The organism is Streptomyces sp. NPDC101165 (genome assembly GCF_044768135.1).
GTDB lineage: Bacteria > Actinomycetota > Actinomycetes > Streptomycetales > Streptomycetaceae > Streptomyces.
On the sequence record NZ_JBIWPG010000032.1, the window covers coordinates 26,466 to 39,675 of the forward strand.

At 71.4% G+C, this 13,210-nt stretch carries 11 protein-coding genes; all 11 read left to right on the forward strand.

Annotated elements, in window-relative coordinates; genetic code table 11:
• The first annotated feature begins 244 nt into the window (after nt 1–244).
• Nucleotides 245–1,588: a sugar phosphate nucleotidyltransferase gene (locus tag ACIRVH_RS42935; protein WP_403965492.1), complete on the forward strand. Its 1,344-nt coding sequence runs from the start codon at nt 245–247 to the stop codon at nt 1,586–1,588.
• Between the two features lie 48 nt (nt 1,589–1,636).
• On the forward strand, nt 1,637–2,332 hold the full coding sequence (locus ACIRVH_RS42940; RefSeq protein WP_403965494.1) for an SDR family oxidoreductase: 696 nt from the start codon (nt 1,637–1,639) through the stop codon (nt 2,330–2,332).
• Nucleotides 2,333–2,524: 192 nt separating this feature from the next.
• Nucleotides 2,525–3,802 (forward strand): IS701 family transposase, encoded by a 1,278-nt coding sequence (locus ACIRVH_RS42945; protein ID WP_403965496.1) that lies wholly within the window; start codon nt 2,525–2,527, stop codon nt 3,800–3,802.
• 469 nt (nt 3,803–4,271) lie between these two features.
• On the forward strand, nt 4,272–5,720 hold the full coding sequence (locus tag ACIRVH_RS42950; RefSeq protein WP_403965498.1) for a maltokinase: 1,449 nt from the start codon (nt 4,272–4,274) through the stop codon (nt 5,718–5,720).
• A gap of 145 nt (nt 5,721–5,865) precedes the next feature.
• Nucleotides 5,866–7,704 (forward strand): AGE family epimerase/isomerase, encoded by a 1,839-nt coding sequence (locus ACIRVH_RS42955; protein WP_403965499.1) that lies wholly within the window; start codon nt 5,866–5,868, stop codon nt 7,702–7,704.
• Nucleotides 7,701–8,042: an STAS domain-containing protein gene (locus ACIRVH_RS42960; protein ID WP_403965501.1), complete on the forward strand. Its 342-nt coding sequence runs from the start codon at nt 7,701–7,703 to the stop codon at nt 8,040–8,042. Before ACIRVH_RS42955 ends, ACIRVH_RS42960 begins: the two co-directional genes overlap by 4 nt.
• Nucleotides 8,039–10,183, forward strand: coding sequence for a glycogen debranching protein GlgX (gene glgX, locus ACIRVH_RS42965; RefSeq protein WP_403965503.1), 2,145 nt, complete (start codon nt 8,039–8,041; stop codon nt 10,181–10,183). Before ACIRVH_RS42960 ends, glgX begins: the two co-directional genes overlap by 4 nt.
• Before the next feature lie 52 nt (nt 10,184–10,235).
• On the forward strand, nt 10,236–10,547 hold the full coding sequence (locus tag ACIRVH_RS42970) for an STAS domain-containing protein (RefSeq protein WP_403965505.1): 312 nt from the start codon (nt 10,236–10,238) through the stop codon (nt 10,545–10,547).
• A 12-nt stretch (nt 10,548–10,559) separates the two neighbouring features.
• Nucleotides 10,560–11,069, forward strand: coding sequence for an ATP-binding protein (locus ACIRVH_RS42975; protein ID WP_403965506.1), 510 nt, complete (start codon nt 10,560–10,562; stop codon nt 11,067–11,069).
• Nucleotides 11,070–11,079: 10 nt separating this feature from the next.
• Nucleotides 11,080–12,315, forward strand: a complete 1,236-nt coding sequence (locus ACIRVH_RS42980; RefSeq protein ID WP_403965508.1) for a PP2C family protein-serine/threonine phosphatase — start codon at nt 11,080–11,082, stop codon at nt 12,313–12,315.
• Between the two features lie 20 nt (nt 12,316–12,335).
• On the forward strand, nt 12,336–13,130 hold the full coding sequence (locus tag ACIRVH_RS42985; RefSeq protein WP_403965510.1) for a MinD/ParA family protein: 795 nt from the start codon (nt 12,336–12,338) through the stop codon (nt 13,128–13,130).
• Nucleotides 13,131–13,210: the final 80 nt, after the last annotated feature.

Sequence of the window (13,210 nt, forward strand, 5' to 3'; positions counted from 1 at the left end):
GGAGGCGACAGCGCCTATCAGCCATCTGGGAGGGAATCCACATGAATTCCAAGGGAACGACTACCAAGCGATTCAGCGCGATATTCGCCCTCATGCTCCTCCTCGGACTCGGCGCGCAGGAGGCCGAGCAGACCCTGCACGGCAAGTCGGTTGCCCAGTCGGCCAACATCCCCGACCACGACCCGGAATGGGGCTGACCGAAGGCCCGGGGGACGTCCGACGAACTCATAGGGGGAAAGCGAAAGTGCCTCGTCGGAATCCGGAGACCGTAGGAATCATTCTCGCGGGCGGCAGAGGCGAGCGGGCGAAGCCCATCACTCTGGAATCGTCCGACTACATTCGCAGCAAGGCTCTTATTCCGTTCGTCGGAAGGCGGCTCGTCGAATGGGTCGTCGAAGCCTGCCGGGACCAGGGCATCCGCCGCTTCTACGTGGTCGCCCACGGTCTGGAGAACCGTAACCAGATCAAGCTGCTGCTGGGCCACGGCGAGCGGCACGGAGTGGACGTCAGGTACTCCCGCTCGCGCCTGGACCGCTACAACGTGGGCTCGGCCGGAGCCACCCTCCACAACCTCGAACAGTGGGACCTGCAGGGCCAGGCCCTGGTGCTGCCGGTCGACTCGCTCTTCGACTTCGACCTGCGGGAACTGCGGGCCACGCACGAGGCGCGCGGCGCCGTGGTGACGGTGGCCGCGGTGGAACGGACGGCGCGGGAGATCGCCGGCAAGTACGGCGTGATGCGCACCGACGCGCGGGGGCTGGTGACGGGCTTCGTCGAGAAGCCGGCCGTCGCCCGGCTGCGCGAGCTGTTCCCGGACGCGGTCGCGGACGAGCGGGCGACACTGCCCACCAACGCCGGGATGTACCTGGTGGACTGCGGCCGGCTGCGGCTGCTGGCCCGGGAGCCGGAGCTGTTTCGGCAGTCCCACCAAAGGCTCGACTGGGGCGGGGACCTGCTGCCCTGGCTGGCCGGGCACGACCACCCGGTCGCCACCCATGCCATCGGCAGGCTCGGCGACCTGGGCAACGTACAGGACTATCTGCACACGCTGGGACTCGTGCTCGACGGCGCGTACGAGCAGATGAACCGGCTCATGGCGCGGTCCGGGCAGGCCGGATCGCCGGGCTGGATCCACGAGAGCAGCCTGCTGACGAAGGACGACCTGACCGGCACGACCCTCGCCCAGAAGATCGAGGAGGGGTCGGTGCTGATCGGCCCCGGGGTGCGCATCGGTCACGACGTCGAGATCGGGCCGGGCGTGCGGCTGGAGCACACGGACGTCGGCGACGGGGCCGAGATCCGTGAGAGCAGCACGCTCGTGCACTCCGCCGTGGGCGAGTCCGCGGTGATCGGCTCCCACGCCGACCTCTCGGAGTCCTACGTCGGACCGATGGCGGTGATCCATTCGGAGCGCGGCCGGCCGACCCGGCTCGAAGGGCACACAGCGATCGGCGACGGGGCCGTGCTGCGGCCCGGGTCCCGGTTCCGCGGGGTCACCGTCTATCCGCGGCTCAGGGTGCCCACGCTGACCGGCGTGCCCGCCGCGACCGAGCTGACGAGCGCCGACGACGTCCTGCGCTGGGTGTGACCCGGCCGGGGACGGCAGGCCTCAGAACACATAGGGGGAATCATGCACATGCACGGCCCCATAGCGGTGATCGGCGGAGCGGGCCGGCTCGGCTCCCTCGTGACCAGGAGACTGGCCGAGGCGGGCGAGCGGGTCCGCGTGGTGAGCCGGCACCCGGAGCGAGGAGCGACCCCGCCGCCCGGCACCGAGCCGTGGCAGGCGGACGTACGGTACGCGGACACGCTGGGGCCCGCACTGCGCGGTTGTGCCGCCGTGGTGTTCAGCGTGGAGCCGGGTACCGCCGACTCCGGTCCTGACAGCCCGGAGACCACGGTCTACAGCGGTGTGCGCAACGTGCTGGCGGCGGCCGCGGAGTCCGCGCTGCGGCCCCGGATCGTGCTGGTGAGCCAGATCTTCGTGACCCGGCGCGAGCACCCGATGAACGCCTACGGGCGGCTGCTGGACTGGCGGCTGCGCGGCGAGGACGCGGTACGGGACTCGGGCTTCGCCTACACCGTGGTGCGGCCCGGCTGGCTGACCGACGACGGCAGCGCCGGCGCGGGTGTCCGGCTGGAGCAGGACGACCGCGGTGACGGCTGGGTCTCGCGCGCCTCGGTGGCCGAGGCCTGTGTCCGGGCGCTCGGCTCCGCGGCGGCCGCGGGCCGCACGTTCGAGGTCTACAACGAGCCGGGCGCGGCGCCCACGGACTGGGAACCACTGTTCCGCAGGCTGACCCCGGACCCCCTGTTGGCCCTGCGCCCGTAGCGCCACGGCCCGGTCCCGGGCCGTACGGACGACGTGGCGGGTCCACCCCCGACCGCCCGCCCCGTCCCCACGCCCGTCGGCTCCCCCCGGCCGACGGGCCCCTGCCGGGGCCGGCGCCCCGGCGGACGCACACCGCGTCCGCGGCGCCGGCCCCGGGCGAAGAACCTCACGTATTCCAGAGAGGGCTGAGTCATGCCCGGCGAACGTCAAGTCGTGGAGTCCGCCGAGATTTCCGAGAACGTGGTCTCCGAGATCATTTCCCGTACGTTCAGATCAATTCCGCGCAGTGACCAGAGGCGTTGGGGCGAGCTTTATGTGAGAGGCCTGCTTTCGGTTTCCGGGAGGAAGACGATGCGGGCGATCGCCGACGGTGCCGGCGGCGGAGTGGAGCAGAGCCTCTACCAGTTCATCACCAAGTCCCCGTGGGCCGCCGAGCCGGTCCGCCGGGAGCTGGCGGACCTGCTGCTGCGGCTGGAGCCGCGCGCCTGGGTGGTCCAACCCCTGGTGATCGCCAAGGTGGGGCAGCACTCGGTCGGCGTGGAGCGGCGGTGGGTCTCGGAGTTCGGACGGGTCGTCAACTGCCAGCAGGCGATCGGGGTGTGGCTGGCCGCCGACCGGGCGTCGTGTCCGGTGGACTGGCGACTCGCCCTGCCGGAGAGCTGGGCGGGCGAGGCGGCGCTGCGGCGCCGGGCCTGCATCCCGGAGGACGTCGGCTCCTGCCCGCCCGAGCAATGCGCGGTGGAGGCCGTGTCCGCGATGGCCGGGGACTGGGGTCTGCCGCACCGGCCGGTGGTGATGGACCTGCGGGAGAGCGATGCGTACGGCATCTGCTCGGTGCTGCTGGAGCGCCGTATGCCCTTCGTCGTCCGGATCGACCCCGCGGCCCGGGGAGTGGCGCTGCGGGCGCTGCGGCCCGCGCCGCGCCCGGGACTGCCGGAGCCGGTGTCCGAGGACACGGGCGCACCGTGCCCGCCCGGTTCGCCGCTCGCCCTGGTCCCGGAGCTGAGCCGGCAGTGCCTGCCGGTGGAGTGGTACGACCACGAGGCGGACGCCCTGCGGGCGACGTCGGTCGGCGCCGCCCGGGTCCTGCTGCGCCGGACGGGCCCCGACGCCCCCCGGCCGGTCCCCGCCGACCAGCAGGAACTCATCCTGGTCGGCGCCTGGCGGGACCCGGGGCGGCGTACCCCCAGCGAGTACTGGCTGTCGAACCTGCCGCAGTCCCAGCTCGGCACGGTCTACCGCACCGCCATGCTCGCAGGCCGGGTCACGCGCGACCTGACGGAGGTCAGCGGGGGGCTCGGCATCCGGGACTTCGAGGGCCGTTCCTTCCGCGGCTGGCACCACCACATGACGATGGTGTCGCTGGCCCACGCGGCCACGGTCCTGTCCGCGGCACCACGCACCGAGGCCTGGCCACCGCCGGTGCGGATTCCGGCGCCTCACGAGCGGGTGGGGGTGCGGGCCGCATGAGCGTTCTCGTGGACGCGGAGCGGGAGCGGGTGTGCACCCGGCTCGACGGGTTGCCGCGCGGGTGCCGGCTGGCGGGTGGGCGTGCCGGGGTCTCGCCGGCCGCCGGGGATGCGGGTGTGTCGGGCTCTGGTGGGGGTGCGGGCCGCCTGAGCGGTCTTGTGGGCGCGGAGTGGAGGCGTCTGCGCACCGGGCTCGACGGGTTGTCGCGCAGGTGCCGGCTGACGGGTGTGCGTGGCCCGGGTCTCGCCGCTGTGGGTGCGGATGCGGATGCGGATGCGGATGCGGATGCGGATGGGGATGCGGGTGTGTCGGGTGCGGGCCGCGTGAGCGTTCTTGTGGGCTCGGAAGGGGAGCGGGCGTGCACCGGGCTCGGCGGGTTGCCGCGTGGGTGCCGGTGCGTGGGTGCGTGTGCCCGAGTCTCGCCGCTGCCGTTGTGGATGCGGGTGTGTCGGGTGGGGGTGCGGGTCGGATGAGCGTTCTTGTGGACACGGAGCTGGAGCGGGTGCGTACGGCGCTGGACGGGCTGCTCGCTGCGTGGCTGCCAGGCCGGCGCTGGTTCGCGGGTAAGGACACCGGGGCGCCGGCCGTCACCACCCGGCTCCTGGAGCGGGTGCTGCCGGGCGATCCGGCGCTCCTGGTCGCGGTGTTCGACACCGGCGCCGACGGCCCGTACCAGGCGCTGATCGGGATGCGCCGGGGTCCGGCCCCGGCGCCGTCCGAGGCGGTGATCGGCCGGCTGACCGCGCCCGGCGGCCCGGCCCTGACGCTGTACGAGGCCACGCAGGACCCGGAGTTGATGACCAGGCTGCTGGAGCGCTTCGGTACCGACGAGCAGGGGCCGGTGCGCTTCGAGCGGCTGCCCGGCAGTGACCTGCCCTTCGGGGTGCCCGGAGCGGCGAGCACGGCGGAGCAGTCCAACACCTCGGTGGCCTTCGCCGACCGGGCGATGTTCAAGGTGCTGCGCCGGCCCGTGCCCGGGACCAGCCCGGAGCTGGAGTTGCTCGGCGCGCTGCAGCGGGCCGGCTCGGTGCCGAGCGCGGCGCCGCTGGCCCAGGTGCGCACCACGGGCGAGTCCCCGGTGGGTGCTTTCACGCTCGGCATCGTGCAGGAGTTCGTGCGCTCGCGCGGGGACGGCTGGGCGGCGGCCACCGGCCAGGCCCGCGCGTGCCTGGCGGCCGGGCGCGGCACCGAGGCGCCGCTCGGCGGCTTCGCCGAGGAGTCGTACGCGCTGGGCCTGGCCACCGCCCGGGTGCACACCGCGCTCGCCGAGCAGCTCGGCAGCCGGCCGCTCACCGGGCCGGAGAGCGCCGCCCTGCTCGACCTGCTGGGCGAGCGCCTGGCGGAGGGACTGCGGTCCGTGCCCCAACTGGCCCCGTACGCAGCCGCGTTGTGGGAGCTGCACGAGGAGCTGCGCAGCAGCGTCCTGGGCGGCAGGCCGCCGATGGTCCAGCGCATCCACGGCGATCTGCACCTGGGACAGGTGCTCCGCACCGAACAGGGCTGGGTGCTCATCGACTTCGAGGGCGAACCCGGACACTCGCCGCAGGAGCGCCGCCGACCGCAGCCGGCCCTGCGCGATGTCGCCGCGATGCTGCGCTCCTTCGACTACGCGGCCCACCACGCCCTGACCGAGGTGCTGGACCGCCCGCCGGCCGAGACACCGCCCGACGACCCGCACGCGGCCCGGCTGGCCCGCCGGGCCACGGCCTGGGCGGTGCACAACCGGCAGGCGTACTGCGCCGGTTATGCCGCCGGAGGCGGCCAGGACCCGCGCCGCGACCCCTTGCTGGTGCGTTCCTTCGAGGCGGACAAGGCCGTGTACGAGGCGGTGTACGAGGCCCACAACCGGCCCGAATGGCTGCCCATCCCGCTCCTCGCCGTCCGCCGGCTGACCGAAGAAATCCGGCAGCAGAATTGAAAGTTCAGGAAGTCCGCGACCGCTCTTTGTCGGTGCGATACGGGCCCGCTGAAGATGTGACACGTTCGCGAAATGTCAAGAACGGGAGATTCGATGGTTCATCAGTCCCGGACGAATTCAAAATCATAATGCGAAGGGTGTGACCATGTCCGACACCGTCAACTTCACGTTCTCCGACACCATCGCGGGCCGGGTGGCCGGATTCGACCGCGAGGCGCGCGTCTTCACCCTCGTCACCGCCGACGGCCGCCACTTCGACGTCTCCCTGGACGGCGGGCCCGGCGCCGAGCTGCTGCACAACCTCGGGGAGCCCTACCAGGACGCCTCCGGCCACATCGACTCACTGCTGGAGGAGGGCCGCTACGTCCTGGCGTACGGCATCTTCTACCCGCAGGCCGACGGGCTGCGGTTCGAGGCCAAGCGGCTGATCTTCACCGGCCGGCAGACGGACGACCACCGGTTCGAGGAGGCCGGCTGGTGGATCCGGCAGATCCGCGAGATCGCCGGCTTCTACCGCAAGGCCCAGTTCGGCGACGGGCCGATCGACTTCGCGCAGTACCGCACCGAGATCCGGCTCAGCGGTGACAAGACCGCGAGCCACGTCCAGGAGACGGACACCATCTCCCGGCTGGTCTACGGCATGGCCTCCGCGTTCCTGCTGACCGGCGACGACGAGTACCTGGAGATCGCCGAGCGGGGCACCGAGTACCTGCGCGAGCACATGCGGTTCGTGGACGCCGACGAGAACGTCGTGTACTGGTACCACGGCCTCAAGGTCGACGGCGACATCGAGACCAAGCTCTTCACCTCGGAGTTCTCCGACGACTACGACGCGCTGCCCGCCTACGAGCAGATCTACGCGCTGGCCGGCCCGATCCAGACGTACCGGATCACCGGCGACCCGCGCATCAAGGCCGACGCGGACGCCACCATCCGGCTCTTCGACCGGTTCTACCTGGACCCGGAGCACGGCGGGTACTTCTCGCACATCGACCCGATCCTGCTCAGCCCGGAGCACGAGTCGCTCGGCCCCAACCAGGGCCGCAAGAACTGGAACTCCGTCGGCGACCACGCACCGGCCTACCTGATCAACCTGTACCTGGCCACCGGTGAGAAGACCTACGCCGACATGCTGGAGTACACCTTCGACACCATCGTCGGCCGCTTCCCCGACCCGGAGCACAGCCCCTTCGTGCAGGAACGGTTCCACAAGGACTGGTCCCACGACACCACGCACGGCTGGCAGCAGAACCGCGCGGTCGTCGGCCACAACCTCAAGATCGCCTGGAACCTGCTGCGGATGCACTCGCTGCGTCCCAAGCAGAGCTATCTGGAGCTGGCCACCGCCCTCGGCGAGACCATGCCCGAGTGGGGCGCCGACCGGCAGCGCGGCGGCTGGTACGACGTGGTGGAGCGGATCCGCGTGGCCGGCGAGGACCGGCACCGGTTCACCTGGCACGACCGCAAGGCGTGGTGGCAGCAGGAGCAGGCGATCCTCGCCTACCTCATCCTGCACGGCATCACGGACCGCGCGGACTTCCAGGGCGAGGCCCGGGACGCCCAGGCCTTCTACAACGCCTTCTTCCTCGATCACGACGAGGGCGCCGTCTACTTCAACGTGCTCGCGAACGGGCTGCCGTATCTGCTCGGGGTCGAGCGGCTCAAGGGCAGCCACTCGATGTCGATGTACCACTCGGCCGAGCTGTGCTACCTCGCCGCCGTCTACAACAACCTGCTGCTGGGGGGCAGCGCCATGGACTTCTGGTTCAAGCCCGACCCCGCGCTGATCGAGGGCCGGGTGCTGCGTGTGGCGCCGGACCTGCTGCCGCGCGGATCCGTACGCATCGAGTCCGTCGAGATCGACGGCGAACCGCACAGCGCCTTCGACGCCGAGGGCCTGCTCGTGCACCTGCCCGAGACGTCCGGGCGGGTCAAGGTCAAGGTCCGGCTGGCCCCGGTGGCCCGGACGGAGGTGGCGGCATGACCGTCAAGCTCAGTTCCCGCACCGAGGGCGACACCGCGGTGGTCGTCCTCGAAGGAGAGATCAACTCCACCACGTCCGGCGGGCTCCAGGCCCAGCTGCTGCCGTTCGTCGGGCAGGGCAGCCGGCTGCTGATCGACCTCAGCGGGGTCAGCTACGTCTCCAGCGCGGGCCTGCGCACCCTGCTGATCGTGCACCGCAGGGCCCAGCAGATGCAGACCGCGGTGACCCTGGTGGGCCTGTCGGAGGAGGTCCGGTTCGTGATGTCCGCCACCGGGTTCCTGGACTTCTTCCAGATCGAGGAAGACCTGGACGCCGCACGGGAACACACGGGCCGATGACCGTCCAGGAGACACGTGAGCGCGTCGACGCGTTCCCCACCCGCCGGATCGGCGGCTACCGGGTCCGGGCCGGACGGCCCTTCCCGTACGGCGCCCATCCGGTACCGGGGGGAATCACCTTCTCGGTCTACTCCGACCGGGCCACCGCGATGCGGCTGGTCCTCTTCGAGCGGGGCGCCCGCCGGCCCACCGCCGAACTGGAGTTCCCGCCGGAGTTCCGCATCGGCAGCGTGTACGCGATGACGGTCTTCGACCTGGACGCGGAGAACCTGGAGTACGGCTTCCGCGCCGACGGCCCCTTCGACCCGGAGGCCGGCGACCGGTTCGACCCGGGCAAGGTGCTCAGCGACCCCTACGCCCGGCTGGTCTCCGGCCGGGACGTGTGGGGGCGGGAGCCGGACTGGGACGACGTCTACCCCTACCGCGCGAAGGTGCTCGACGACGACTTCGACTGGGGCGACGACACTCCGCTCGGCATCCCCACCGAGGACCTGGTCGTCTACGAGACCCATGTCCGCGGCTTCACCCGCCACCCCTCGTCCGGGGTGAGCGCCCCGGGCACCTACGCCGGCCTGCGGGAGAAGATCCCCTACCTGAAGGACCTCGGCGTCAACTGCGTCGAGCTGCTGCCGGTGTTCGAGTTCGACGAGCTGGACAACCCGCGCACCGACCCGGCCAACGGCGGCCGGCTCCACAACTACTGGGGCTACAACACCGTCTCGTTCTTCGCACCCAAGGCCGGGTACGCGGCCACGGGCCGGTTCGGGATGCAGGCCGACGAGTTCAAGACGCTCGTCAGGGAGCTGCACCGGGCCGGCATCGAGGTCATGCTCGACGTGGTGTTCAACCACACCGCCGAGGGCAACGAGCACGGCCCGACCATCTCGTTCCGCGGCCTGGACAACGCCACGTACTACATGCTCACGCCGCGGGGCGAGTACTACAACTTCAGCGGGACCGGCAACACCGTCAACTGCAACCACCCCGTGGTCCGCGACTTCGTGCTGTCCTGTCTGCGCTACTGGGTGTCCGAGTACCACATCGACGGTTTCCGCTTCGATCTCGCGGCCATCCTCGACCGGGCGCCCGACGGCACCCCGCTGCCCAACCCGCCCCTGCTGGAACAGCTGGCCCACGACCCGATCCTGCGGCACACCAAGCTGATCGCCGAGGCCTGGGACGCGGCCGGCCTCTACCAGGTGGGCGCGTTCCCGAACTACGGCCGCTGGTCGGAGTGGAACGGCAAGTACCGGGACACCGTGCGCCGCTTCGTCAAGGGCGAGCCGGGCCTGGTCGGCGAGCTGGCCACCCGGATGGCCGGCTCCCCCGACCTGTACCGGGGCCGCACCGCCTCGGCGTCGGTCAACTTCGTCACCGCGCACGACGGATTCACCCTCAACGACCTGGTGTCGTACAACGACAAGCACAACGAGGCCAACGGCGAGGGCAACCGCGACGGGGGCAACGACAACCACAGCTGGAACTGCGGCGAGGAGGGGCCCAGCGCCTCCGCGCACGTCCGGGACCTCAGGACGCGCCAGATGAAGAACCTGCTGGGCATCCTCCTCACCAGCCAGGGCGTTCCGATGGTCCTGGCCGGGGACGAGGTCGGGCGCACCCAGCTCGGCAACAACAACGTCTACTGCCAGGACAACGAACTCTCCTGGTTCGACTGGGGACTCGTCGAGGCCAACGCCGAACTGCTGGAGTTCTCCCGGCGCCTGATCGCCTTCCGGCACGCCCACCCGGTCCTGCGCTCCGCCGACCACCCGGTCGGCTCCGACCGGGTCGGCAGCGGTTACCCCGACATCAGCTGGCACGGGGTACGGGCCTGGCACCCGGACTGGTCCGCGCACAGCAGGGTGCTCGGGCTGATGCGGTGCGGCCGGCACGCCAAGGGCGGCACCGTCGCCGACGACCACGTCTACCTCGCGGTCAACGCCCACTGGGAGTCGCACGACCTGGAGCTGCCCGGCCTGCCCGAAGGGCAGGCGTGGCATCTGTTCGCCGACACCGGTCTCGCCGCCCCGCACGGCCTCGCCGAGGTCGGCGGCGAGCGCGAGCTGCACCATCCGGGCCGCTACCACCTCGGCCCGCACGCGCTGGTGATCCTCGTCGGCCGCGACCGGCGCACCGGTTGATCCGCCGCACGCACGCCTCGCAGACGGAGGCCTCACAGAAGGAGAGCTGTTCATGTCGTTCGACGGAACGCTGAGTGTGTCCGAGGGCATCGCGACGATCGAGGTCAAGGGCGAACTCGACGCGTCCACCGCGCCCCGCTTCCACGACCTGGTCGACCAGGCCGCCGAGCAGGGCGCGGTGCGGCTGGAGATAGACGCCCGGCACCTCGACTTCCTGGCCAGCGCGGGCCTGCGCTCCCTGGTCTTCGCCCGCCAGAAGATGGGCGACGAGGTGCGCATCGCCGTGATCGGGGCCACGGAGCCGGTGAGCCGGACCATCCGGCTGGCGGGCTTCGACCACAGCATCGAGCTGATCGACGCCTGAGAGGGGCGCAAGATGGCGATCGACTCCGGAGCCGCCTCGGCCAAACCCACCGCAGGACAGGAGTGGTGCGAGGCGGGCTGCGCCGGTCAGCCGCTCGCCGGGACCACGGCGGGGCTGAGGATCGCGGCCGACCTCGAATCCCTGGACCTGGTCGCCCGGTTCGTCCTCGAACTCGGGCGGTCGGGCCGGCTGACCAGCAGCGAGACCTACCGGTTGCGGTTGGCGGCCGACGAGCTGGCGACCAACATCGTCATGCACGGCTACTGCGGGGCACCGGGCGCCATCTGCGTGGACGGCGGGGTCACCCCGGACCGGGTGTGGGTGCGCTTCTCCGACGACGCCCCGCCCTTCGATCCCCGCGGCGGCATGAAGGCGCCCGACCTGGAGATGCCGCTGGCCCGGCGCGCCGTCGGCGGACTGGGGGTCTTCCTGGCGCTGACGGCGGTGGACCGCTTCGACTACGAGCTGGTGGCGGGACGCAACGTCAGCACGCTGACGATCCGTCGCGACCACCACGGATAGATGAGACGAGATGTCACACACGAAGGTGCTGCTCCTTGACGAACACCGCCAGGCCCCGGCCGAGCTGCTGGCCACGCTGGAGGCGCTGCGGTTCGAGATCCGCCGGCGTACCCCGGGCGAGGCGCTCGCGCTGGCGCCGGGCGAGCTGGGCGAGACCGAGGTGCTGCTCGTCTCCGCCCGGCTCCCACCGGCCACGGTGAGAGCGGTCGTACGGCGGCTGGACGACGAGGGCCGGCAGCCGACCGTCGTGGCCTTCGCCGACCACGATCTGCACCTGCTCGGCGGGCACGTCCAGGCAGGCTCCGACTACCTCGTACCGCCGTTCCATCCCGAGCTGGTCCGCGCCCGGCTGCGCAACTGCCATGAGCGCGCCGAGTTCAGCCGCACCCTGGAGGACGTGGCCGCCCACGCCGAACTGCTCAGCTACGAGCGGGAGCTGGAGATCGGCCGGGAGATCCAGCTCGGGTTCCTGCCGGACGCCCTGCCCAGCCCCGACGGCTGGGAGATCGACGTCCGCTTCCGGCCGGCCCGCACCGTCGCCGGGGACTTCTACGACGTCTTCGAACTGGTCAACCGGCGCAGGCTGGCCCTCGTGGTGGCCGACGTCTGCGACAAGGGCGTGGGCGCCGCCCTGTTCATGGCGCTGATCCGCAGCCTGCTGCGGCACACCGCCGAGCAGAGCGGGCTGCAGAGCCTGATCGCCGCCGACGTGCTGAACGAGTCCACCGTCTGGGAGGAGCAGACCCGCGCGATCCCCGTCGTGGGAGCCACCCCGCTGCTGAACGCGGTGGTGGGCACCAACAACTACCTGACCCGCAACCACATCAGACAGGGCTACTTCGCGACCCTGTTCTTCGGTGTCCTCGACCCGCTCACCGGCAACCTCGTCTACATCAACGGCGGCCACAACCCGCCGGTCCTGGTCAGCGCCGACGGGTCCGAGCCGGTGCTCCTGGAGCCCACCGGGCCGGCCGTCGGCGTCATCCCCGACGTCACCTTCTCGCTGGGCTACGCGCAGATCAGCCCGGGCGACACCCTCTTCATCTACACGGACGGGGTCACCGAGGCGCGCTCCGGGACGGGACGGTTCTTCGGGAACGAGCTGATGCTCAAACAGCTGACCGAGGCGGCCGTGCGCGGCGAGGAGCTCCTCGACCACATGGACGGCGTGCTCAACGAGTTCGTCGGCCCCGCCGAGCAGTCGGACGACATCACCATGATGGCCGTGCACCGACGCGCCTCCTGACTCAATCCCGGGTGGAGACCATGTCGCAGATCATCACCGTGCACTCGTACCGGGGCGGCACGGGGAAGTCCAGCACGGCCGCCAATCTGGCGGTGCTGCTGGCTTCCTCCGGACACCGGGTCGCACTGGTGGACACCGACATCCAGACGCCTGCCCTGGACGTCATGTTCGGCGACGCGCTCGGCACGGTCCGGCACTCCCTGAGCGACTACCTGATCGGGCGCTGCGAGATCGAGGACGCCGCCTACGCCGCGGAGGCGGACGCCGGGCACGACGGCTTCTTCGTGGTGCCGGCCCGCAGCCGGGCCGCGGGCATCAACGAGATCATGGGGCGCGGCTACGACGTCGGGCTGCTCCGGGAGGGGTTCGACCGGCTGATCGACTCGCTCGCCCTCGACGTGCTGCTCCTCGACACCCACGCCGGGTTCAACAACGAGACGGTGACCTCGATGGCCAGCTCGGACGCCCTGGTGGTGGTCACCCGGGCGGACCGGCTGGACATGGCGGGCGCCGCCGAGACGATGTCGCTCGCCGAGCGCCTCGGCTGCGGGCAGCTGAGCGTGGCGGTGAACCTGGTGCCGGCCGGAACGGCACCGGAGCCGCTGCGCGCGAAGGTGGAGAACGCCTTCGGCACCCGGATCACCGTGGCGCTGCCCTACGCACCCGAGATGGCGTCACTGGCCGGCGAGCGGCTGTTCAGCACGGCCTATCCGCACCACGCGCTGGTGGCCGGTTACCGCCGCATCATCGCCGACGTGAGCAACGGGACCACGGCGCTGCGCCGGCCCGCGCCGCATCCCCATTCCCTGCCCTGACCCCGGTCCGCGCCACATCCGGGTCCACGACCTCAGAGCCCGTGCCACATCCCCGGCCGGGCGCGCGACGCCTGGCACGC